The sequence below is a fragment of the Rhodanobacter sp. MP1X3 genome (assembly GCF_014207165.1).
GTDB lineage: Bacteria > Pseudomonadota > Gammaproteobacteria > Xanthomonadales > Rhodanobacteraceae > Rhodanobacter.
Genome location: NZ_JACHCO010000003.1, coordinates 110,191 through 132,511, shown reverse-complemented (window position 1 = coordinate 132,511; position 22,321 = coordinate 110,191). Strand labels below are relative to the sequence as shown.

At 58.0% G+C, this 22,321-nt stretch carries 19 protein-coding genes and 1 pseudogene; 6 read left to right on the top strand and 14 right to left on the bottom strand.

The window, feature by feature from the left end; all coding sequences use genetic code 11:
• Nucleotides 1-20 precede the first annotated feature (20 nt).
• Complete coding sequence (locus HDE79_RS09725) at nt 21-2,051, bottom strand: serine hydrolase domain-containing protein (protein WP_184601777.1); 2,031 nt, start codon at nt 2,049-2,051, stop codon at nt 21-23.
• Between the two features lie 213 nt (nt 2,052-2,264).
• The gene (locus tag HDE79_RS09720) at nt 2,265-2,957 is read right to left on the bottom strand and encodes a TetR family transcriptional regulator (protein WP_184601776.1); all 693 of its coding nucleotides are present in this window, start codon (nt 2,955-2,957) and stop codon (nt 2,265-2,267) included.
• 105 nt (nt 2,958-3,062) lie between these two features.
• Between HDE79_RS09720 and HDE79_RS09715 the strand changes: the two genes are divergently transcribed.
• From HDE79_RS09715 to HDE79_RS09705, 3 genes are all read left to right on the top strand, one after another.
• Nucleotides 3,063-4,622 carry an FAD-dependent monooxygenase gene (locus HDE79_RS09715; RefSeq protein ID WP_184601775.1) on the top strand — a complete coding sequence of 520 codons (1,560 nt, stop codon included), beginning with the start codon at nt 3,063-3,065 and terminating at the stop codon, nt 4,620-4,622.
• Nucleotides 4,619-5,752: an NAD(P)/FAD-dependent oxidoreductase gene (locus HDE79_RS09710; protein ID WP_184601774.1), complete on the top strand. Its 1,134-nt coding sequence runs from the start codon at nt 4,619-4,621 to the stop codon at nt 5,750-5,752. The genes HDE79_RS09715 and HDE79_RS09710 overlap by 4 nt, the downstream gene beginning before the upstream one ends.
• 315 nt (nt 5,753-6,067) lie before the next feature.
• Nucleotides 6,068-6,793 (top strand): sulfite exporter TauE/SafE family protein, encoded by a 726-nt coding sequence (locus HDE79_RS09705; protein ID WP_221440112.1) that lies wholly within the window; start codon nt 6,068-6,070, stop codon nt 6,791-6,793.
• A 108-nt stretch (nt 6,794-6,901) separates the two neighbouring features.
• Here HDE79_RS09705 and HDE79_RS09700 read toward each other — a convergent pair whose 3' ends face one another.
• From HDE79_RS09700 to HDE79_RS09685, 4 genes are all read right to left on the bottom strand, one after another.
• Nucleotides 6,902-8,101 carry a threonine synthase gene (locus HDE79_RS09700; protein WP_184601773.1) on the bottom strand — a complete coding sequence of 400 codons (1,200 nt, stop codon included), beginning with the start codon at nt 8,099-8,101 and terminating at the stop codon, nt 6,902-6,904.
• A gap of 300 nt (nt 8,102-8,401) precedes the next feature.
• Complete coding sequence (locus tag HDE79_RS09695) at nt 8,402-9,706, bottom strand: dicarboxylate/amino acid:cation symporter (protein ID WP_221440111.1); 1,305 nt, start codon at nt 9,704-9,706, stop codon at nt 8,402-8,404.
• Between the two features lie 116 nt (nt 9,707-9,822).
• Nucleotides 9,823-11,415, bottom strand: a complete 1,593-nt coding sequence (locus HDE79_RS09690) for a hypothetical protein (protein ID WP_184601772.1) — start codon at nt 11,413-11,415, stop codon at nt 9,823-9,825.
• Between the two features lies 1 nt (nt 11,416).
• Entirely contained in the window at nt 11,417-11,866 is a 450-nt protein-coding gene (locus HDE79_RS09685; RefSeq protein ID WP_184601771.1) for a DUF3574 domain-containing protein, read from the bottom strand.
• Nucleotides 11,867-12,238: 372 nt separating this feature from the next.
• Between HDE79_RS09685 and HDE79_RS21965 the strand changes: the two are divergent.
• Nucleotides 12,239-12,483: pseudogene (locus HDE79_RS21965) on the top strand (hypothetical protein); the annotation flags it as partial.
• Nucleotides 12,484-12,691: 208 nt separating this feature from the next.
• Nucleotides 12,692-13,390, top strand: a complete 699-nt coding sequence (locus HDE79_RS09680; RefSeq protein WP_184601770.1) for a hypothetical protein — start codon at nt 12,692-12,694, stop codon at nt 13,388-13,390.
• Between the two features lie 539 nt (nt 13,391-13,929).
• Here HDE79_RS09680 and HDE79_RS09675 read toward each other — a convergent pair.
• From HDE79_RS09675 to HDE79_RS09655, 5 genes are all read right to left on the bottom strand, one after another.
• Complete coding sequence (locus HDE79_RS09675) at nt 13,930-14,565, bottom strand: PqiC family protein (RefSeq protein ID WP_184601769.1); 636 nt, start codon at nt 14,563-14,565, stop codon at nt 13,930-13,932.
• A complete protein-coding gene (locus HDE79_RS09670) occupies nt 14,562-16,217 on the bottom strand; it encodes an MlaD family protein (protein ID WP_184601768.1) in 1,656 nt (551 codons plus the stop codon). Before HDE79_RS09670 ends, HDE79_RS09675 begins: the two co-directional genes overlap by 4 nt.
• Nucleotides 16,210-16,839, bottom strand: a complete 630-nt coding sequence (locus HDE79_RS09665) for a paraquat-inducible protein A (protein WP_184601767.1) — start codon at nt 16,837-16,839, stop codon at nt 16,210-16,212. The genes HDE79_RS09670 and HDE79_RS09665 overlap by 8 nt, the downstream gene beginning before the upstream one ends.
• The gene (locus HDE79_RS09660) at nt 16,836-17,339 is read right to left on the bottom strand and encodes a paraquat-inducible protein A (RefSeq protein WP_255488364.1); all 504 of its coding nucleotides are present in this window, start codon (nt 17,337-17,339) and stop codon (nt 16,836-16,838) included. The genes HDE79_RS09665 and HDE79_RS09660 overlap by 4 nt, the downstream gene beginning before the upstream one ends.
• Nucleotides 17,340-17,569: 230 nt before the next feature.
• Nucleotides 17,570-18,232, bottom strand: coding sequence for a DUF3313 domain-containing protein (locus HDE79_RS09655; protein ID WP_184601765.1), 663 nt, complete (start codon nt 18,230-18,232; stop codon nt 17,570-17,572).
• A gap of 182 nt (nt 18,233-18,414) precedes the next feature.
• On the opposite strand from HDE79_RS09655, the gene HDE79_RS09650 reads away from it, so the two are divergent.
• Nucleotides 18,415-19,032: a TetR/AcrR family transcriptional regulator gene (locus HDE79_RS09650; protein ID WP_184601764.1), complete on the top strand. Its 618-nt coding sequence runs from the start codon at nt 18,415-18,417 to the stop codon at nt 19,030-19,032.
• Between the two features lie 163 nt (nt 19,033-19,195).
• Here the strand turns inward: HDE79_RS09650 and HDE79_RS09645 are convergent, their stop codons facing one another.
• The 3 genes from HDE79_RS09645 to HDE79_RS09635 all read right to left on the bottom strand — a co-directional run bounded on the left by HDE79_RS09645 (nt 19,196) and on the right by HDE79_RS09635 (nt 22,115).
• A complete protein-coding gene (locus tag HDE79_RS09645) occupies nt 19,196-20,353 on the bottom strand; it encodes a hypothetical protein (protein WP_184601763.1) in 1,158 nt (385 codons plus the stop codon).
• Nucleotides 20,353-21,480: a YbdK family carboxylate-amine ligase gene (locus tag HDE79_RS09640; protein WP_184601762.1), complete on the bottom strand. Its 1,128-nt coding sequence runs from the start codon at nt 21,478-21,480 to the stop codon at nt 20,353-20,355. Before HDE79_RS09640 ends, HDE79_RS09645 begins: the two co-directional genes overlap by 1 nt.
• Before the next feature lie 284 nt (nt 21,481-21,764).
• Complete coding sequence (locus HDE79_RS09635) at nt 21,765-22,115, bottom strand: GlpM family protein (protein WP_184601761.1); 351 nt, start codon at nt 22,113-22,115, stop codon at nt 21,765-21,767.
• Nucleotides 22,116-22,321: the final 206 nt, after the last annotated feature.

Below are 22,321 nucleotides of genomic sequence, written 5' to 3'. Positions count from 1 at the left end.
TGGCAAGCTCCAGCGGCATTTCAGAGGCTACGCTGCTCCACGAACACGTACTCACGCTGGCCATCGCGCAAGGTCAGAGTGCGCTTTCCGTGCTGCTCTGCGGCGAGGAATTCGGTGTCCGATATATCCTCTCCCAAGGTGATGAAGGTCATACTTCCATCGCCATTGGCGCGTGAGGCAACCATGCTATGCCATTCGTCGAAGTGGAAATCGATGTTCTTTCCTGACCGCATCACCACGAGATTGCCGAGCGCGTCGTTGTGATACCGCGCCGCCAGGCGGTTGCCAGCCAAGCGATCGGCCGGAATCTGCAATGACTGGCGGAAGGCACGAACGTCGCTCTCGTTCCGCGTAACCGCGGCCTGCAGTTGTCGATCGGCCTCAGGCTCTCCATCGAACACCTGTTCCATGAGCTTGCGCGCGAACGGGTCCATCAGCTCTCCGCCGGTATCGGAATTGGTCAAGATCACCGCACCGATGCCGTAATCCGGCAACCACATCATGTAGCTCTCATAACCTGGTCGGCCACCGCTGTGGTTCACCACGGTGACGCCCCAGTGCTTGTCGATCACCAGACTCATGGCGTATTGAGTATCTTCGCTGACCAATACATTTGGCGCACGACGCTGCAGAAGATTTTCCTTCGATACCAGCTGATGACCGTTCGGCAAGACGCCATCAGCTAACTCCATCATTACGTACTGACTGAGGTCATACGCAGTGGTCCAGAGTCCTCCTGCGGGTCGTCGTGCACCGTAGCTTTGGGTATAGGTCATCGGGCTGACGACGAGCTTGCCATCAACATCTTCGTCATGGGGTCGCGCGTAATTGCCCTGCATCGCCTTGGTGAAATCGAACGTGCTGCGCGTCATGCCAAGCGGATCGAGCACCTTGCTTTGCATCGCGTCGTCGTAGGCAGCTCCGGGTTCCTTGCCGGGTTCGGCGACGCTGCCTGCGATGAAGCCCGCTGCAGCTGGCAACATGTCGCTGTAAATAAAGACCTTGCCGAAAGGGGCGGTCGGTTGCATGGTGCCCAGGAACTGAATCAATCCGGTGGGCGTCATGCTCCGGTTATGGAAGTACGAATCATAGTTCTGTGCCGGCATCCCAGTGCACTGGCAGGCCAGGTGCTTGATCTGAACTTCGCGCGTGACTTTGGCATCACCAAACTTGAAAGACGGATAGGCTTCAGTAACAGGCTCGTCCCAACGCAATTTCTTCTCATCAACCAATTCGGCCAGCAGCAGGGTGGTCAGCGCCTTGGTATCGGAAGCGGCGATGAACCTGGTGTCGGCATCCACAAGATCAGGCTTGCCCAGTTCGCGCACACCCATGCCGCCAACGTAAACGATCTTGCCGTGATCGATAAGGCTGAACGCTACGCCGGGTATGCCTAGTTGCTTCATTCCACCAGCGACGAAATCCTGCATGACATGAATCACGTGCGCGTCGATCGGTCGTGCCGTTCTGCCGGCAAAACTCTCGCGCCGGTACCGCTTTGGGTGGAAGCTCTGCATGACGCCGACGATCGAACTCAGCCGCTTTTCCCTCGTGGCCAAGCCTCCTTGATAAATCACAACCAGCCAGCGATTGTTTGCGCGTCGCGCGAAAGCCCTGACGATGCGCTTTTCGTTCGGCGACACAAGATATTCAAAGCGCTGGCTCTGCTCCCAGCCGCCGCCGGGCGTGAGTGGTTCTGAAAGTTGCAAAGGCCGTTTGAAGCCCGGCTCGAAGTCGTGCCATGCAGACGACACTGCCGTGTCGGCGTCCGGCGCCTGACTATCCGTCACGGCGATCTGGAAATCCCCTTCGGGAGCACTCAGCACGATAAAGGAACCGCGCGTAGCCATAGTCCAACCGGTTGGGACGGTAAACGTGGTGCCGCCCCTGGTTACACTTGGCGTGTCGGCCGCCATGGTTTTCGGCTGATCACTGCCGGAAGCTGGTGAGTTCGCCGGGGTGGCACTCATCGCGAAAGCGTTCGACGCCAGCAACAACGGCATGCAACCGATGATTCTCTTGAACATCACCCACGCTGGCGTCTTGGCCACCCCCTATCCCCTTTGGCATTCTCCGACAGCAGCATCCAGCCTAGCCGATCTTCGCAACAGTCGTTAGCGCCCTTTCCGGCCGAATGGCGTGCCTTCATCTAACGAGGCGCTCATCTAACGTTTTAGGTATGCAGTACTCGCTTTGAGCCCAAACCGGCAACGTCCGCGCTATGGGTGGCCGTCAGGTAAAGGCACTTGTTTATGTTGCTGGCGTCAGCGATACCGCGGTGAGCCAATACCTCTGAGGATGAGATCGATCCCGGCGAGAAAATCGACACGGTCGTCGTGAGCGCGCAACTGTCCGGCGACACTGCGTGCGAACGGATACTCATTCGGATCGAGCTGAGACCATGCAGTCGCCATCGCGTCCAGGAAGTTGGATCTGTCGAGGTCTCGCGTCCGAGCGAACTGCGTATTGGCGGCGTTCTGTCCAGCGACGCCAAGGATGTAATGCAGCAGCGCGGACACCGCTGCCCACTGTTCTTCATCCGGCACGCCAAGAGCGCGAACCTGCTGACCCAGGCATTCGACAATGCGCACCATGGGCAACTGCCCAGCTGCATGTGTGAGCGCCGAGCCAACCCACGGATGCGCGTCGATCGCGTCGAACATGCCTAGCGCGAGGGCACGAATGGTCGCCTCCGGTGTCACGCCGACCACGCAAGACGCCATGGTGCGAGCGATGATGGCATCACAGGCGGCGGTCAGCAGATCGCTCTTGTTCTCGACGTGCCAGTAAATGGCACCAGCACCGGTGGCGAGCCGCTCGGACAGGGTGCGGAATGTCAGTCCGCTTTCTCCCCTGCTGTCCAAGAGCGCGATCGACGCTTCAATGATGCCATCCCGCGAGAGCGATTCTTCGCGTCGTTGAGGACGACGTGGAGTGTTGCGTGCATTTTTGACCATGCCGCATCTTGACACGTATGGAATGACGTTCCAATATAATGGAATGACGTTCCATGGCTGCCTGCGGGATTCCCGGTGGCGGCCTCAAGCAACGAAGGAAGCAGGATGAATACCCCCTTCACAATCAACGGCAAGAAATCCGCACAGAATCAATCTATTCACGATGTGATCATTTCCGGCGCAGGCCCCGTAGGTTTATTCCTCGCCTGTGAGCTGGCCTTGGCCAAATGTTCCGTCCTGATACTGGAAAAGGCGGAGGATCCGCGCTCGCCCCTAAAGCAGCTTCCTTTTGGGATACGGGGACTCTCAGCGCCTAGTATTGAAGCGCTTTACCGTCGTGGGTTGCTACAGGAACTTGAGGTCCATAAACGCCTCAAGAATCCCCACCAAAACTCCGGACAAGGAGCGCGTCGTCAGGCGGGACACTTCGCCGGCATTCCATTTCACGCCGACGATATTGATACCTCTCAGTGGACATATCGCCTGTCGAGTTCCACCGAAACCAGTTTGATATCTGAATTGGAAGAGCTCGAAGTCGTGCTGTCTCGCCGCGCAGAAGCCCTGGGTGTCGAAATCAAGCGAGGGCTTCCCGTTACCGACTTTCATCAAGCCGAAGACGGAGTCACTGTTCATTCCGGCAACCAAACTTTTGAAGGTCTATGGCTCGTGGGTTGCGATGGAAGTCGCAGTGCTGTTCGCAAGGCAGGCGGTTTTGAATTCGCCGGTACGGAGCCGGAGTTCACCGGCTACACCGCTAAAGTGGACATTGCCGATCCCCAGAAGCTCAAGCCGGGCCGAAACGTGACACCCACAGGGATGTACTTGCAATCGCAGCCAGGTTACCTGGTGATACAGGATTTTGATGGCGGCGCATTTCATAGTGCAGGAACGCCAATCACGCGAGAACACGTGCAGGACGTTCTACGCCGCATCTCGAACACCGACGTGACTATCAATGTTTTGCACATCGCGACCACGTGGACGGACCGAGCACGGCAGGCGACAAGCTACCGCAACGGACGGATTCTTTTAGCTGGCGATGCCGCGCACATTCATGCGCCGCTTGGAGGCCAAGGGCTTAATCTTGGACTGGGCGACGCCATGAATCTGGGTTGGAAGCTCGCCGCAACCATCAAGAAGAAAGCGCCGGAAGGCCTATTGGACAGTTATCAGAAGGAACGACACTCGATCGGTGCACGGGTTCTGGATTGGTCACGCGCCCAAGTCGCCATCATGAGACCAGACCCCTATGCCCACGCGCTGAATGCCGTTATTCGCGACCTTATCAACACGCGCGATGGTGCCACCTACTTTGCAGGAAGGGTGTGGGGCGTTTTCACAAACTACGATCTCGGTGGCGGCCATCCTCTCGTCGGCCATAGCGTTCCCAACTTTGAGTTCGAAGACGGCGTAACCATTGGCGAACTGATGCACGATGGCCAAGCGATGCTGCTTGATTTTGAGAGCACTGCTTCACTTAAAACTTTGACGAGTGAATATGGCGACCGAATCAAGTACGTTTCTGGCCGGGCGAAAGAACCATTCGGCTTGAACGCTGTACTCATACGCCCCGACGGGATGATCGCCTGGGCTTCTGAGAACGACCCGGATCACAGCGAACTTCAAAACGCTGCCGCTCACTGGCTAATGAAAGAGCCAATATGAATATTCCAATCGCGATCATCGGTGCCGGACTTGGTGGCCTGACACTTGCTCGTGTTCTCCACGTTCACGGTATTGCAGCGACTGTCTACGAAGCGGAAGTTTCGGCGGACGCGCGAGCGCAGGGAGGCATGCTCGATATCCACGAAAACAACGGGCAGCTTGCGCTCAAGGCGGCGGGGCTCTTCGATCAATTCCTCGACATCATCCACGCTGGCGGCCAGGCAACGCGTGTTCTCGCCAAGGACGGCAAGGTCCTGTTTGAAGATTCCGACGATGGCACAGGCGGTCGACCTGAGGTACCCCGAGGCGAGCTTCGTCGGATTCTGCTTGAATCGCTTCCTGCCGACACGGTCTGCTGGGGACACAAGGTCACAACGGTGTCTCCGATCGGCGGCGGACGGCACATGCTGACCTTTGCTGACGGCTCAACAGTGACTACCGACCTTCTTGTGGGTGCCGACGGCGCCTGGTCGAGAGTTCGTCCCCTTCTTTCCGAGGCGATACCGGCTTACGTGGGCACGTCATTCATCGAGACGTACCTGTTTGACAGCGTCACCCGTCACAAGGCCAGTGCGGAAGCGGTTGGCGACGGTGCGCTGTTTGCGCTGGCGCCGGGAAAAGGCATCGCCGCACACCGTGAGCCTAATGGCGTGCTGCACACCTATGTGCAGTTGAGCAAGCCAAAGGACTGGATTGACGGCATCGACTTCTCCGACCCCGAGGCTGCCTTGGCCAAGGTTGCCAAGGAGTTCGATGGCTGGGCTCCGAAGCTGACAGCGCTCATCACCGACGGTGAGACTGATCCTGTGCCTCGCCCTATCTATGCGCTCCCGGTCGAGCACCGATGGGCTCGCGTGCCCGGGGTGACGTTGCTCGGTGATGCTGCGCATCTGATGATCCCGTCTGGCGAAGGAGCCAATCTCGCCATGTTCGACGGCGCTGAGCTCGGGAAGGCCATCGCCGCCAATCCCGATGATGTTGAAGTCGCACTCGTCGCGTATGAAAAAGACCTCTTTCCCCGCAGCGCGTCCGAAGCTGTGGAGGCGGAAGGAGTACTCAAGATGTGTCTCGGCGCCGACGCGCCCCAGAGCATGGTCGACTTCTTTACCAAGAACCAGCCCGTCAAGTAGTTGTCATGCACGCCAGCAAATCGTGCCCTTCGGCGAGCCGGAGGGCGAATCCCACACCCGCCATTTCGGAGAGAAGATTTTAGGACTTCACAACCCCTTAGAGTTGGCATCGTCGCAACCTGTCCGAAAATCGGAGCGACGTCATGGGACCGGCGAGTAGAGAGCAGCCGAGTCCACTTAGACGCTCCCTGTTGAGTGGGAAGCGGACATGACAGCCAATGACTAAAGTGCCACAAAGGCACACATTTCAGCATCGAAGAAGTGTGCGCCTTAGCCGCTGAACTAGAATGTCTCCACATCGAGTGGAGAGTGGCTTTGCTGGCCTATTTTTTTGTGCTGGTTGTGGCGCTGGTCGCGGGTTGCCTGAGTGGCGTTATCGGGACTGGATCATCGATCATGCTTCTGCCGGTGCTCGTGTTCGCTTATGGCCCCAAGGAAGCTGTCCCGATCATGGCCGTCGCGGCCGTAATGTCCAACGTGTCGCGTGTCGCGCTCTGGTGGCGTGACATGAATTGGCGGGCGTTCCTTGCCTATGCACTGCCAGGAGCGCCGGCAGCGGCACTGGGTGCGCGTACTCTGTTGGCATTACCAACACATGTTATCGAAGGCGCACTGGGTGTTTTCTTTCTGGTCATGGTCCCTGCACGCTATCAGCTCGCCAGGATGGACGTCCGTATACGATTGTGGCAACTGGCTGTTGCGGGCGCTTTCATCGGGTTTCTAACCGGCCTGGTGCTCTCGACGGGGCCGCTCAGCGTTCCGGCATTCACGGCATATGGGTTACTGAAAGGGCAATTCCTTGCCACTGAGGCGGCCAGCTCCTTGGCGCTGTATACCAGCAAGGTCTTTGCATTTCGAGAGCTAGGTGCGTTGCCTGAAAGCGTTGTCTTCAAAGGTCTTATTGTTGGCTCATCGTTGATGGTCGGAGCCATTGCAGGAAAGGCCATCGTCTTGCGTATGAGTCCGGCACACTTTCATCTCATTCTCGACGGGGTGATGATCGCTTCGGGGTTGTCTATGTTATGGGGCGCATTCCATTAGCCCACTTCCCTAGGCGTCTCATCGTGCACGCATCAATCCGAGCAAATCTTGATCGACCAAAAACGCATAGCTGCATTTTCATACAGCCTTCGGTCGATAGCGGACGTTTCAGATCAGGCCAGGCGCCTTGAGGCCGAGAGCAGCCGCAATGACGTCGGTATATTTCAAGCCGGCTCCCGTGTTGAACAGTACGACGCGATCGGACTCGTCGAGAACGCCGGATTTGAGCAGCTGCGAATAGGCCGCCGTGGCGGCCGCTCCCTCGGGTGAAAGAAAGATACCCTCGTTGGCGGCCCAGTCTTTCAGGGAGGAAAATATATCCTCGTCGGAAACGGCAACGGCCATGCCACCAGACGCGCGCAGAATGTCCAGAATGATGTAGTCACCATAGGCTTTGGGCACGCGCAGACCTGACGCGGCCGTTTCCGGGTTTTGCCACATCTGGCTTGCGTCAGCACCTTCGTTGAATGCGCGCACGACGGGAGCGCATCCGGAAGACTGGATGGCAAACATGCGTGGGCGCTTGCCTGGCTTCACCCAGCCCAATTGCTCCAGTTCGTCGAAGGCCTTCCACATGCCGATAAGACCGACGCCGCCGCCGGTGGGATAGAACACGGCGTCGGGATATTCCCAGCCGAGCTGCTCGACCAGTTCGTAGCCCATGGTCTTTTTGCCTTCCACACGAAAAGGCTCCTTCAGCGTGGATATATCAAACCAGCCTTCTTGCTGCTTACGCTCGCCGACCATTCGCGCGCAATCAGAGATGACGCCATCGACGAGCGTCACCTTCGCACCGTATGCCGTGGCTTCCACATAGTTGGCGAGCGGCACGTCGCGCGGCATGAAGATGTGCGCCTCGATATCCGCTAGAGCGGCATAAGCCGCCAGCGCTCCTGCCGCGTTGCCTGCGGAAGGAACCGCCAACTTGCGCAAGCCGTAATGCCGCGCCATCGTCACGGCCAATGCCAGTCCCCGCGCCTTGAATGAGCCCGTGGGATTGGCACCTTCTTCTTTCAGGTAGACGCCACGATGCCTCTTGCTGCGAAGCATCGGTGTCCACCCTTCGCCCAGGGTCACCGGCTCCACGTCGGGAAGCACGGCGTGATACCGCCACATGCCACTCCACGGCAGCGAGGCCGCTTGACCCACAATATCGTCGGGCGAACTGCCATGCAGATGCGTAAGGTCGTACCTCACATAGAGCGCACCGGCTGGCTGGTCTGGACACCGCGTACAAAGCGTCTGCGGCGTGTCGGCCGACAGCCGTGCATGGCAACGGGAGCATTCAAGGTAGGCGATGGCGGGCATATGAACTCGTTATGCGGTGGATGAAAAATAGCTGAAACCCATTTAAAAATTGACAAACACATTGCTATGAAAATTTTTTTCTAGTCATTGCGGTGAAAGCGCACTGCCGTCCGAGGGGAACTTGAGCGAACAGGCTTTGGCTCTTGTAGGTTGGCTTAAAACCCAACATTGCCATACACACGCTTGCGCCTGTTCAAACATTGCGTGTGAGGTTTGGCATTGCGATGTTGGGTTACGCTGCGCTAACCCAACCTACAAGAACCGGCTGCACAAACCAGGCGGCACAACACTATTGATCGCTCACCGTAGTTTCTGCTCAGCTGCGTCCTCCCAAGTGGTGACTACGGCAGCAGCGACGGAGTTGCCAACGATATTCGTGGCCGATCGCTCCATATCGAGGATGTGGTCAACGGCAAGCACAAGCGCTATGCCGCTTTCGGGAAGTCTGAAGTAGTGCAGCGTCACCGCGATCACGGCAATGGCAGCGCGGGGTACACCGGCGACGCCTTTGGTCGTCACGATGAGCAAGCCGAATAGCGCGACCTGCTGGGCCAGCGTCAATTCAATGCCATAGGCCTGCGCGATGAACAGGATCGCAAACGTGCAGTACATCATCGCCCCGTCCAGATTGAACGAATAGCCAAGCGGCAGCACAAAGCTTGCGATGCGCCGTGGAATACCAAAGTCGACCAGTTGTTCCAGCAGGCGTGGATAAGCGGCCTCCGAAGACGACGTAGCGAATGCCAGCAAGACGGTATGTCGGATACTGGAAATCAGACGAAGGCCGCGTGGTCCGACAATGACCACAAGCGCGGCAATCAGCAGAGCCCACAGGATGCCAAGCGACAGATAGAAACCTGCCACGAACCGCGCATACGTGCCGACGATGCCGATGCCATGAAGGCATATCGAGCTGGCCAGTGCGGCGAAGATCGCCAGTGGTGCGGTCTTCATCACATAGTCCGTCACCTTGAACATGATGGCCGCCAATTGTTCAACCAGCTCGACGAGCTTGGATGCCTTTTCCTTGAGCGCCGCCGCTGCCGTTCCGATAAAGATCGAGAAGACGACAATTTGCAGGATCTCGTTGTTGGCCATCGCTTCGACGATTGAACGCGGTATCAGGTGTGTCATGAAATCCGTCAAACCAAAGCTTTCCGCGTTACCGCTGCTCACGGCCACTGGCGATACTTGCGCGTCCGCGTGCAAATGCAGTGCTGCACCGGGTTGAAGCCAGTGCGCCATCACCAGGCCAACCATCAATGAAATGCACGACGCACCGAGAAACCATGCCATCGTCTTGATCCCGACGCGCCCGATCTCGGCGGCATTGCCCATCCTGACGATCGCCGACACCAGTGACGCGAATACCAGTGGCGCGATGACCATCTTGATGAGTCGAAGAAAAGCGTCGGTGACGATGGAGAGGTTCGCGGCAACCTCAAGCGCCTTCTCCGGTGGCAGGGAACGGTTGCATAGCCACCCGACGACAATACCCAGCACAGTAGCCGCAAGGATAAAGACCGTGAACAGCCGTTGCCTGCCCAGCATCACCGGCGTGCAGCCATTCGGCTTGCATACCGCATGGAATGTCTCATCTCGCACCTGTTGACGATGACCGTACTCCCGCTTTGTGATTCGAGGTTACCTCAGACATCCGCTCGGGTCTTCGAGTGACCTCGCATCATCGTTGCGATCACTCGCAGTTTCTGCGCGAGCCCTCAAACGGTGTCGCGTGGTGTGCGCGGCGTAATCATAAAGAGCAGGATCAGCACGACGGCCAGTACCAGGTAAGCCCCCGTGAACTGCCAAACCAGTTGACGTGACACCTCATCCAGCGACCACGGCAGATAGACACCGCCGCTGAGCTGCACCGAATGAATGATGCCAAATAGGCTCAGTGCGCTGCCAAGTAGCAGTATCCAGGCGGCACGCAAGGCCCGGCCCTCGATCAACGCCACCAGGAAGCTTGCCCAGAGCATCGAGGTGATGATGAAACCATTACCGAGGATGGTGATCACCGCCAGTTCGGAAATACCATGGCTATGGTCGGCGAACAGCACACCGAAGTGGTCGCTTGGCACATAGGTGGGATCGCTGAGCTTGATCGTCACCATGCGCGCGATGGCAGGAAAAAAGCTGAAGACCACCGCGGCCGTATAGCGGACCGGGGTCGCTTCGAATGCCTGCACGGTGATGCCAATCGCCACAAACACCAAAATCGGCGCCAGCACGGACAGAGGCAGCAGCTCGACCAGATTGGAGAGGTAGCCAAACACACCGCCAAGACCAATGACCAACCCGGTCAGCAAGGTATAGCCACTGCGAGCTCCCATCGCCTTGTAGGACGGCTGACCGATATACGGCGTGGTCTGCGCTACGCCGCCGCAGAAACCCGCTACGAGGGTAGCTAGTGCCTCCACCAGAAGGATGTCCCGCGTGCGGTAGTCATCACCCGCAGCGCGTGCGCTTTCCGTGACGTTGATGCCGCCTACCACCATCAGCAGACCGAACGGCAGGATCAACGGCAGATAAGGCGTGGCTGCCGCCAAGCCATCGATCCATTGCAACGTCGGCAAGGGCAACGCAAAACGCCATTGCCAGGCGACCGGCGGGTGATAGCCACTGCCTAGCCAGCCCAGTGGGCCGAGCCCGTAATACAACAGCGCAGCGACCACAAATGCCACCAGCACGCCGGGTAGCCCCAACGGCATGCGTGCCCGCGCCACCAATGCGTACAACACCACGCCCAGGCCGGCAAAACCCACCACCGGCACCTTGAGTATCTCGACTAGCGGAAGAAAGCCCATCAGCACCAGCGCGATACCCGCAATGGAACCGAGTAGGCCCGCGCGCGGCACGTGCCGCTGCACCATACCGCCAAAGAACGACAGCACAAACTTGAGCACGCCCATGATGACCAGCGACGCCATGCCCAACTGCCAAGTGGCAATCGCTGCGGCATGTTCGTCCAGACCGCTCTGTTTGAAATGCAAAAAGGCCGGGCCAAGCACCAGCAACGCCATGCCGATGCTGGTGGGTGCATCCAAGCCCAGCGGCATGGCAGTGACATCGTCGCGGCCGGTCCGTTTAGCCAGCCGACGCGCCATCGCGGTGTAGGCGAGGTTACCCAACAGCACGCCGAACGTGGTGCCGGGAAACATACGCAGGAACACGATATCGGCAGGAAAGCCGAAGATGCCGATCAAAGCAGTGGCAAGGAAGGCCATGATCGACAGGTTGTCGACCACCAATCCAAGAAAGCCATTGAGATCACCAGGCGATAGCCAGCGTTGCGGGCGGTTCGTGCCCATGTCAGAACGACACCTCAGCTGGCTGCGTTACGCGCAGCACCGACTGGTCGCCAGTGCACTGCTTCCACGCTGTGCGGATCGCCTCCACCTTCGCGCGATTGGCAGCGGTGTCCGGGTAGTCGACGACCAGCATTTTTGAGCGCAGCCGCTCCGGAACCGCCTGCCCCTTGCCCTGCCATTGGCCGTAGACATCGACGACGCTCAACCCGTCCGGGAAACGCGGGGTCACCTCAGCATCGAGAAAGTCACGCCAGCGCTGCTCGCTGACACCGTTGACCGTATCACCGGCAACGCCGAGCCCGAAATACAACTTCGTATCCACCCAGCCCTGAGCCTGGGCTGGGTGGGCCGCGTCGCCCTGCAAGGTAGCCGACGTCGGAGCAACCGAGGCGATGCAACCCGACAGCAATGCGGCCACTAACACGAACGACGAAAAACGCAAATAACCCATGGCTATTTCCTCATGTCCATTTGGACATCTATACGGATAAATGGACAAAGATATTTCGATATCCCCAAAGTATTGACAAGATATCTTACGCAATGCAACAAATAACCACCGGCCGCGATGCGGACCGGGCCCACTGCCAGTTGTACCCCGGGGAACCAAGCTTGTCGAACATGACGGACAGCATGCTTGCGAACCCACACGCGCCGCATGGCATCACCATGCGGCGATGTTGTCCAGGCTAAATCCTAGCCCACGCTCCATCCACAGTCTCCGCCTTCAGACTCATCCCATCCTGCGGCAGCCATAACGACCCGCGTGATGAATTGTTGCACCCATAAGGAACCAGAGCGGGACAACAAACGTTGGGTCATGCTCGCCCGCCAGGGCGCCACCACACGCGTCTTCGATTTTGGCGACGGTTACGTCTCGACGCAAACCTATGTACCGCGCTTCTAACTGGATGCCGAAGTCGAGTATCGGGCGAGGGAGCAGATCAGCTTTGCGCTGGGCGGCGACAACATCACCACCAGTACCCCACCCGCTCCGACAGCGACATCAACTATGGCGGCAACTTTCCGTACGACCTGATCTCGCCGATCGGCAGCAATGGCGCGTAGTGGTAGGGACGGGTGCGCTACACGTTTTAAGCGAGGCAGCACCGTACTCCCGCAGGCCACCACCATCTGATTGACCGCCTCTCAGATCCTGAGCCGATCTACGGTGGAGAAATCGGCGGCCTGGCAATGGTGCTTGCAATGCGCTGCGCAGGAACTTTGCGAGCGACGGGGCGGTCCATCCAAAGCCTGTACCAGGGGAAGGTCGACTGTGAAAGTAGGATTGGGGAAGTCCAGCAGCTTGCACGAGTCGAGTTACCGGGTCGCAGTGCTGGTCGTGGTAATCAGTTGCCATCTTGGTTTGTTGATGCTGTTGCTGCGGCCAGCAATCTTCTATCGGGATACGACTCCGGTCGAAAGAAGCAACCCGTTGGTACTCAAGCTGCGTTTCTTCCAGCCGCCGCGGCCGTCTTCACCGCATCTTGTATCACCGGCACTCCATCTGATCGCTGCAGCAGTGCGCATTCATACAGCACTATCGGGGAGGCCATCCAAACCGCTAGCAGTTCAACAAGCCGCACACCTTGACGCACAGTCATCCGAAACGCATTTAACCAGCGCACCAACCACACCAGACGTGGACACGAGTAATGAAGTTTCCACCAGCGACGGAGGCTTTCAGCAGCGGCTACTCAATGCCCAACACTCCTATGCGGTTCACGGAGTGCCCGGATCAGATACGTCCTCTGCACCTGGCATCCATCTGATCGATCCAATGAACCAGGGTATAGGCGCAGTGGCGCGCACGACACAACGCGCTTTTGGCATTAAAGACAGTCACTGTATTGATGTCGATGTGTGGCGCGGCCTCACTCCACAGGAGTTGAGCGCACGACATATCTCGCCTAGTGACGTGGATAAAGTTGACGAAAAATATGATTGCAATAGACCGCCAGGGCTGAGTTTCTAGTCTCGCGAAACCATGGATGATTCACCGTCATCTTGCGGCCCGTACGCACTGCGCGGAAAGCGTTTGATTTCTTAAGCAGGTCGCCTCAAGTTAGAAATCTTTTCAATCGGTAACGTCCGGCTTGGTGAAAGCAGACATTATGAAATTGTGGTTTGACCGTCTTTGATGGAGTGACCACCAACGACCATCAAGGATGAACATTTTAGCTAGGTGACCCCGGTCAACGATGGATAGTTGCCGCTCAATGCGCCATCAATCACGGCGACCTGCAATGATTTCCTGAAGAAATCGGATGACCGCATAGTGAGCGCCATCTCGCACGAGCTCAGCTGCTGTTTTGTTACCCAGCTCATGAATTTTCGCAGTCCTGAACCAGTCAAGGGTGTGCGCCTCGTTGGCGTCTATTCGAGACGCCCAACGCAGTACCGTTGCAACCGCGACACACGGAGAGACCGAATGGCTTAATGGAACAAATATCATGACCTGTGCACGATTGATGGCAGAGTGTGGTTGCAATGCTCGCGACTGACTGGCCAATGTCAGCGCCGCGAACTGATGAGAGATGTCATGCTTGAGCACTTCGCCTGATTTGCGCGAGTCCACCCGGATGCATCTTCAGCGATCTGGATAGCCAACTTGCCGACGGCGCGTTGCTCAGCTCTTGCCAGCTCGGGATAGCCGCCCAGGGCCGCTTCATTGAACTGGCCACGGCAGATCAAGTGAGCGTGATTCGCATCATCTGCATAACCCATACTCCAGTCCGCATCGAGTTGGACCGTCTGTCCCGGCCATGCGTCGAAGCGATGGACCTGCAACTTTATTCTCAGCACGGGCGTGTTTATCGGCTGCGGGAGTTCGGCGATATCCAGGGTGCCAAGACGCTGCACCAATTGTGCGGACAGCGCGGCGCGTAGTTCGTCGCTCAGCGGTGCAGCCCATCGCTCACCATCGAGTACTGCAATGCCACTGTCGCCTTGTCGCACCACCCATTGCGGTTGATCGAGCTGGGCGGGGACACCGATCGGGAGGACATCGATCAGGAACGAGGCAGGTGGCAAAGCGGGGCTTGTTGTAGTCACCGGCTCAAGCAGTGTGTAGTAGTGCACCGGTGCAGAAGCGCAAGCCGTCAGGCCGAAGGTGAGTACGATCACGCAATGACGAATGGAGAGATTCATCGCGGGAACTCTTGTGATGCAGAGACAGAGCGAGAGCCGGATGTAACCGGTGGCGCATCATCTGGACGGCCACGCAGCAGGGCTTCGGGATGACGGCTCAGCAGATCGGTCAGCACACGCAGCGAACGAGCCGTTCGTTGAACCTCCTGCAGCGTCTGGCCCAGGTTCTGTTGCAACGGCGCATCGCTAGCCAGCATGCCTTGCACCACACCGAACGTTTGCCTGGCTTGCTGCAGAGTCTGTGTTGTCGCTGGCAGCAGTTGGACGTTGACCTGCTTGAGGGTCTGATCCAGATCCACCAGGGTGGTGTTGAGATTGTTACCGATCGCTTCGAGCGGCATTTTGTCGATCTTGCCCACGATGGAGGCGACCTGTTCCTGCAGCCGGTCGAAGCCACCATCCATGGTAGGCACGGCGAGAGGGCGCGCATCGACGTCGAATGTGACCGGCGTGGCATTCGGCATGAAATCAAGCGACACGTAGAGTTGTCCGGTCAACAGGTTGTCGGAACGTACCTGCGCGCGCAGACCGTGTTCGACCATTCCTCGCAAAAACTGGGCGGCTTGTCGTTGCGGGTCGCCATCGGGTTTCGGCAGCTTGTTCAGTACGCTCCCCATTCTTTGGGCGTAGACCTCGATGCCGACGACGGAAAAAAAGCGATGTCCGATCGGGTCATAGTCCAGATCGATCGCGACCACCCGTCCGATATCCAAACCGGAAAACTCCACCGACGCGCCGACCGACAGGCCGTGCAGCGATTTCTCGAAGCGCAGCTGGATATAGCGCGCCGGTCCGTCGGGCGGCGCCATCGCACTTTGCTGATCCTTCGCCAAGTCATAGGCCGTGATGGCCGGGGCGCCTACATCGTCGGGCGGCGTGGCAAAAGCGATGCCACCAGCGATGAGGGTGGTCAGTGACTGCGTACTGAGTTTGAGTCCTTTGGCGTCGAGGGAAACATCGACGCCGCTCGCATTCCAGAAACGTGTGCCAGCCGCGACAAAGCGGTCATACGGCGCATCAATGAAGATCTGCACACTGACGTGTTTTCCATCCGGATCAAGCTGGGAATACGCCACATGTCCCACCTGGATGCGTCGGTAATAGACCGGCGAACCGATGTATAACGAACCCAGATCATCGGTATGCAGTACAAAACTTCTGCCGGGTGCTCCGTTGATGACGGTTGGCGGTGTTTCCAGGCCCGCAAATGCCTTGTTCGACTGGCTGGACTTGCCCTTGTCCACACCGATGTAGGCACCCGAGAGCAGCGTGTCGATACCCGACACACCATTGAGGCCAATGCGTGGGCGCACCACCCAGAAACGCGTATCTGCGCGAGCCAGACTCTCGGCACTCTCCAGCAGCGCGACGGTGGCGATTACATGCGAGCCATCGTCGCTCAAAGTAATCGAAGACACCGTGCCGACCGTGACGTCCTTGTACTTGACGGGAGTCTTGTCGACTTCCAGTCCCGCCGCAGTCTGGAACGTGATAGTGATGACTGGTCCAGCCGAGAGCCACGCCTGGACCAGCATCGACAGACCGATCAGCGCGGCAACCAGCGGCACCAGCCAGACGAGCGACAATCGCCGGCCACTTCGAGACACCACTGGATAACCAGGTTCGGTCATCCGTTCAAAGGTGTCATTCATCCGTTGCCATGCCGTCCCAGATCAAGCGGGGGTCAAAATTTAGGGCCGATAGCATCGTCAGGATCACCATCGCGCCGAAGAAGAAGATGCCGATGCGCGGTTCGATGTCGCCCAGAGCCTGGAACTTGACCAGGGCGGCGACCGTAGCCACCACCAGCACATCGAGCATCGACCAGTAACCGACCAGCTCGATCAGGCAATAGAGTCGGGCACGTTCGCGTTTGGCCCAGCGGCTGCGCCGTTGAGAGGTCACCAGCAACAGGCCAAGGATCAGAAACTTGGTGCACGGCACGACGACGCTGGCGACGAAAATCACCAAGGCAATGCCATACGAGCCATCTTTCCAAAAGGAGATGACACCCTGCAGGATCGTGTTGTTGCTGCTGCTGCCGAGCAGACCGGTGTACATCACCGGTAGCGCGTTGGCCGGAATGTAGAAAACCATGCCGGAAAGCAGGAAGGCCCAGGCCCGCCCGATGCTGTCAGGGCGGCGGCGACGCAAAGCCGTATGGCAGCATGGGCAACGCGCATGCCCCCTTTCGCCAAGCCGGTCCTCGCAAACCAGCCCGCAGACATGGCAACCGATGACACCTAATTGACGCGCACGCGGGCGTCCACTCATACCCCCGGCCTGCCGGGTAGAGGGTGATTGTCGGTTATGCCCCACAGCCAGTGGATGTCGCGACTGGCGATGAGCGTGATCAGCACCATCAGTCCCGCCATGGCCCAAACGCCATCGCCGGGCGTCACCTGCACGACATTCGATAATTTGATGATCGATATCAGGATGCCCAACATGGCGACCTCAACCATGCTCCACGGCCGCAACGTGGCAAGCACCTTCATGGCCATTGCGAAGCCAGGAGCCCGGTGCCCGGCCCGCGCGAAGGCCAGCACCCAGCCAAGCAGCAGTATCTGCAAACCAGGCACGACAATGACCGACAGCGCAGCCGGCACTGCGATGGGAGCCGCCGCACCATGCGCCAGCACCGCGACGGACTGCCAGAGCGTGACTTCATTATGTTGTCCATGCAGGCTGATGCGGATCACGGGACAGACATTCGCCATAACGAGCGCGATGGCAGCAGCGACAGTGAGGGCCAGCCAGCCATCGACGCTCATGCGATTGGCGCGATAGAGCGTGGCCGCACAGTCCACACAACGCGCCATGTCGCCCGACTCTACGGAGACGCGTCGGTATACGGCATCGCAATGCTCGCAGACGATGAGATGTGGAAAGGTTTTCATGAAATGAAAGACCTGATGGCCTCTGCTATCGGCCTGGTCGCGTGAATGACAGAAGATCGCATCGATGCGCTTCTCAGCGCATCGAACGAACAGAGCCAATCACGTCAATTCAATCGTGCGATCAGGTCTTCTGCGCCTTTCTTTATTCCGGTCTTTGAAGCACTCATTGCCCCAAAGGTGGCTTTTACATTCATGGCATTGGGATATTGCTTTGCCACATAGGCGCTGAGAAGCTGATTGGTGGACGCGTCATAGATTTCGACGGCATAGCTGACGGAGCCCGACAGTGCACCCTCTTTGCCGCGAATGGACTGCACTGCGTTATACGGCCCACCAGCAAGATCGAACTTCGTCACCGTACCCACAAACTGCTTGGTGGGCTTTGCACCCGTCAGCGTCAGCTTCACAAGCAATGTGTGCACATTCGGCTGGCTCATCATGGTGAATTTTTCTTTCAGCGCTTCAGTAAATTGTGCGCGCATATATTCAGCCAGTTCTTTTTTTTGATCTTCGGACACGTTCTCGAACTGACTATCCGCGCCGCTATAAACCACGACGGGCTCGACGATGGCATTGGAGTATTTCCGCCAGTTCGCTCCAGAGGAATAGTTGTAAGGCACGCGCCCGGAACTGTCGTTCGCATTTGGCTGCAATTGTGTTGATGACTCGAGTCCGGTGTATCGAACCGGATGGGTCCCTGCGCAAGCTGCCAATGCAACGCAGGCGGCCACAACAACCACTTGATACCCCATTGATGAAACTTTCATTTGATGACTCCGATGGAAAATTAGGTATTCAGCTCACAAGTAAAGAGCCAGACGTCGCGGACAGATGGGTGGCCTGCGCAACGCCACCTCAGTAAATAAACCGTACTGTACTGTACACTTTAGAGATAGTGTTTTGCTTCTGTCAAGAAAAATGTACAGTTGGGTTCACTTACGGAGGCCGAATGAAAGTTCGTACAGAAGCGAAGCGCGAAGCCATCATCGAAACGGCAGCGACGTTGTTTCAGGAATTTGGTTACGAAGGCGCGTCCATGAACGAGCTGGCGAAGCGGCTTGGCGGTTCAAAGGCAACGCTCTATGGGTACTTTCCGTCGAAGGAGGTACTGTTCGGTGCAGTGGTCCGATCGTTTGCTACCCAGCATCTTTCGGAAGCCGCGCGGGCATTGCCGGCAACCGCCAATGACAAAACGGAACTCAAGTCCGTGCTGTTGCGCTTTGCCCAGGGAATCCTCCATGTACTGACGAATGACGCCAAGGCAGTCGCCATCAACCGGATGGTCGTCGCCGAGGCAGGCCGATCCGAAGTTGGGGAACTGTTCCACGACGCGGGCCCAAGCGAGTGCATGACAGCGCTCGCCAAGTTACTGGGTGCGTCGATGAATCATGGCCTGCTACGCCGCAGCGATCCACGCGTGAACGCACTCCAGCTCATGTCGCTGATCACGGCCGAGGTGAACAAGCGGATGTATCAGCGCGAGCCACCTCCGATAGCACTTCCGGCAATTCGACGAATAGCCAAACGCGCCGTTGAAATGTTCCTGGCAGGTACCGCGCTGAGCTGACCCGGGTGTCAGGACGATGCCCTGCGGCAACGCAGAGATTCATCGGTGTCGCTTACAGACTGTTCGCGTCGAATTGAAACGAACATGTCCAGAAGGCTGTAATCATGCTTGGTAGAGCGCCCAACGATCTCGGTAGTTCGCGGGCTTACAGCCATGCCCTGTCCTACTTCCTACCCGTATCAAAGTACAACAGCGTCATGCCCTCGCCCGGCAAAGTCTGTCGGCCACTCATGGTGGCGATACCGTTGGTAGAGCAGCGGAAAATCCAGGCCATCACCCAGGGCGCCTTGCCATCTTGCAAGGCAAGCAGGCAGCGGACTTCGCCGAACAACGGCTGCAGGGTCAGCGGATGTTTGCCGATGGGTACCTGGCGGAATTTGTTCTGTACGATCCATTGGCGTGGCGTCGGCAGTGCCAGCAGTTCGGCGCTGGTGGGATTCAGCAGCAGGCCATTGCCGGAATGGCCGCTGACGGATTTGGCCACCCACCTTTCGGGCTCGTTCCACTGTGTTGCGCGCAGCGCATCGTCTTCCAGCCAGTGGCAGGTTTCGTGCGCGGCCAGCGACAGATCGGCGAGGCTTCCTTTGTGCACGCCGTCGTACCAGGCCGGATGGCTGTGCCAGTTGAGCTTGTGGGCGGCGCGCATTTTCGCTTCGGCCAGCGCGCGGTCGGCGGCAGAAAGATCGGAAAAGATCAGCCGGTTCCACACATGCGTATAACGCTTTGAGCGATCGGGACTGCATAGATAGCCATCGTCGACGACAACGTCGCGCCAATCGTGCACGTCCACATTCCACCAGTGGCGTGCGCCGTCGAGATCCGGCCAGCTGAGACCATCGCGTGGGTGATCTTCGATCAATACGGTGTTGGCGTGTGGGGCGAGCCATTGCCGCGAATGATCAATCCACGAGGTATCGCGTGGCAATGGATCGTGCGGAAGCAGATGGACGTCCAAACCATGAACCCGACGCTGCGCCAGATGCATGGTGTGGAAAGTGGGCAGCATCGAAGTAAAGGCCTGGATTTCCACCCACGCCAGATCGAATGGTTGAGAGGGATGTTCCGTGAACGCCATATCCAGCGCCAGCACATCCGCACGCGCGCCCGGCCATGCCAAACGATCAGGGTGCAGATGCGGTTTCAAGGCGTTGACCAGATGCTGAATCTTGACATCCAACGCGTTACGCAACGCCGCATTGCCGACCGCATAGTGATCGGATAACAGGCTTTGCGGAAGATGTGGCGCGCATGTATCCGATAGCGCGCGTGCAAAGCGTTCGACGCCGATGAATTCAAGCCGCACCTGTGGAGAAACGCTCATCAACACACCTCCGCGCGCTGCGGAACGACGATGTCGTCGCCAACCAAAGCAGCCATCCATTCCAAGGTGGCATGCCAGTCAGCCTGCCGATGGGCCTGCTGACGCAACACATCGGCAAAGGTGCCCTGGATCAACGCATCGGCAAGTTGTCGTTCCCAGTACGTGCGCTCGGTGGCATCTTTGGCACGCGGTGCTATGCGTGACCACCAACGCTCGAAGTGCTCCGGTGTGCTGGAAACACTGTCACGGCTCCAGTCAATCCACTCCGTATGCAAGCCGTGGCGACGCGCGCGCCACTTGTTTTCTTCGATGCATGCACGTGACCACACCGGACCCTGTCTGTCGGCCTGCAACTCCAGCAGCAGCGTTTCGGCCTCCCATTTCAGCAAGGTCACAATCAGGCCAATACGTGCCAGGTCTGGATGTGTATCCATGACGCGCACTTCGAGCGTGCCATAGCGATGATGCAAGCGGATGTCCTGCCACAGCCCCTGATCTTCAGCGAGGCAGCCGACCTTGCGCAGCCGGTCCACATGCGTCTGATAACCCTGTTCGCTTTCCCACACATCCGGCGTACCCATCCGCGGATAGCGATCCAGCAGACTGTGCCGCCACGAATGCAGACCGGTATCGCGGCCTTCAAAAAATGGCGAACTGGCCGACAGCGCAAGTACCTCCGGAAGCACATGCCGCAACCGATTCATGATGGCCATTCGCGGTGCGCCAATAGCAAAACCCAGGTGCAGGTGCATGCCAAAACTCAGCGCGCTGCGAGACACATCGCGGTACTCGTCGATCAGCTGCGCGTAGTGCGGAAAGTCCGCCCCCTCATGCAACGGCTGTTGCTGCCACGCCGACGTAGGATGAATACCGGCTATCAAAATGCGCTGCCCCTGCGATGCAGCCCTGCGCCGTGCCTGCCCGCGTAGCAGCCGAACCGCGGAAAGCAGCTCCGGCACGGTTCGGCAAATGCGCGTCTTGGTTTCGATGACACATCGATGGATTTCTTTGTCCATCAAGCCCTCGGGAATATTCGCCTCCGCAAAGTCCAACGAAAAATCATGCGCGACCAGTTGTCCCTGGTCGTCGATTATCTGGATTTCCTCTTCCACACCCAACGTGATCATGGTTCCACTCCTTCCATAACCCCATTCGTGAATTCGAAGGGGGGACAAACACAGTTAAACAGCCAGACATGACTATGCGGCGGAATCTGCAAGCTCCGATGTCGATTGGTGCGCGTCGCGAGGTTCTAGCCCGCGGGGCCAAATAGGGGAGCCCGGGCACCATCGGGGCTTCAATCGTACGCAGGTCAGGCGTACTGGATAAACGTATACGGCGCCTTATTCAGGCGAGAGGCTTTGTCTACGCCGCAGCGCTGCGCGTAAAGGAGACTCGATGAACCTTGCCTTCAACCGGCTCCGGGATGCAGTCGCGACCACGCGATTAAAAGCATGCCTGCACTCACCGTCCAGGCCAGCGTGGCAAAACCGAGCGTCGCGACCAGCCCGACCCGTGTGCATAGCAAATAGACGGCGAACAGATAGACGGCATATGGAATCAACGACCACAACCCGAATAGCGCCGTTGTCTTTAGCGCCACCATCGACCGCTCCGATCCAACGATGTAATGCGCCAACAGCGCAAACGTCGGAAACAGCGGAACCATGCCGGCAATGTAGAAACTCTTCGACTTGGACAGCAACGCGATTACGAGAACCGCAAGTGCGCCGAGCAGACATTTAAAGAACAGGGCGATCATTGGTGGTTAAGCCCCGACGAAAGAGCCTTCAGATAACCACTGCTTTGAGGAGTGTCTTGTGTCATAGCGATCGCCACCGAGATTAAGTGACTGCAAGAAAGCTTGATACAAGTCTAGTGCTTAGCTCGCCCCATCATATAGCTCGGCCGACGGAGTGCCATGGGTAGACCATAAATCAAGTCACACTCGACGAACTGAAGCCACGT

Bases quoted from the DNA above. Each gene is read 5' to 3' on its own strand.
- HDE79_RS09720 (WP_184601776.1), bottom strand. From the start codon at position 2,957: ATGGTCAAAAATGCACGCAACACTCCACGTCGTCCTCAACGACGCGAA.
- HDE79_RS09715 (WP_184601775.1), top strand. From the start codon at position 3,063: ATGAATACCCCCTTCACAATCAACGGCAAGAAATCCGCACAGAATCAA.
- HDE79_RS09710 (WP_184601774.1), top strand. From the start codon at position 4,619: ATGAATATTCCAATCGCGATCATCGGTGCCGGACTTGGTGGCCTGACA.
- HDE79_RS09700 (WP_184601773.1), bottom strand. From the start codon at position 8,101: ATGCCCGCCATCGCCTACCTTGAATGCTCCCGTTGCCATGCACGGCTG.
- HDE79_RS09690 (WP_184601772.1), bottom strand. From the start codon at position 11,415: ATGGGCACGAACCGCCCGCAACGCTGGCTATCGCCTGGTGATCTCAAT.
- HDE79_RS09685 (WP_184601771.1), bottom strand. From the start codon at position 11,866: ATGGGTTATTTGCGTTTTTCGTCGTTCGTGTTAGTGGCCGCATTGCTG.
- HDE79_RS09675 (WP_184601769.1), bottom strand. From the start codon at position 14,565: ATGAATCTCTCCATTCGTCATTGCGTGATCGTACTCACCTTCGGCCTG.
- HDE79_RS09670 (WP_184601768.1), bottom strand. From the start codon at position 16,217: ATGAATGACACCTTTGAACGGATGACCGAACCTGGTTATCCAGTGGTG.
- HDE79_RS09665 (WP_184601767.1), bottom strand. From the start codon at position 16,839: ATGAGTGGACGCCCGCGTGCGCGTCAATTAGGTGTCATCGGTTGCCAT.
- HDE79_RS09660 (WP_255488364.1), bottom strand. From the start codon at position 17,339: ATGAGCGTCGATGGCTGGCTGGCCCTCACTGTCGCTGCTGCCATCGCG.
- HDE79_RS09655 (WP_184601765.1), bottom strand. From the start codon at position 18,232: ATGAAAGTTTCATCAATGGGGTATCAAGTGGTTGTTGTGGCCGCCTGC.
- HDE79_RS09650 (WP_184601764.1), top strand. From the start codon at position 18,415: ATGAAAGTTCGTACAGAAGCGAAGCGCGAAGCCATCATCGAAACGGCA.
- HDE79_RS09645 (WP_184601763.1), bottom strand. From the start codon at position 20,353: ATGAGCGTTTCTCCACAGGTGCGGCTTGAATTCATCGGCGTCGAACGC.
- HDE79_RS09640 (WP_184601762.1), bottom strand. From the start codon at position 21,480: ATGATCACGTTGGGTGTGGAAGAGGAAATCCAGATAATCGACGACCAG.
- HDE79_RS09635 (WP_184601761.1), bottom strand. From the start codon at position 22,115: ATGATCGCCCTGTTCTTTAAATGTCTGCTCGGCGCACTTGCGGTTCTC.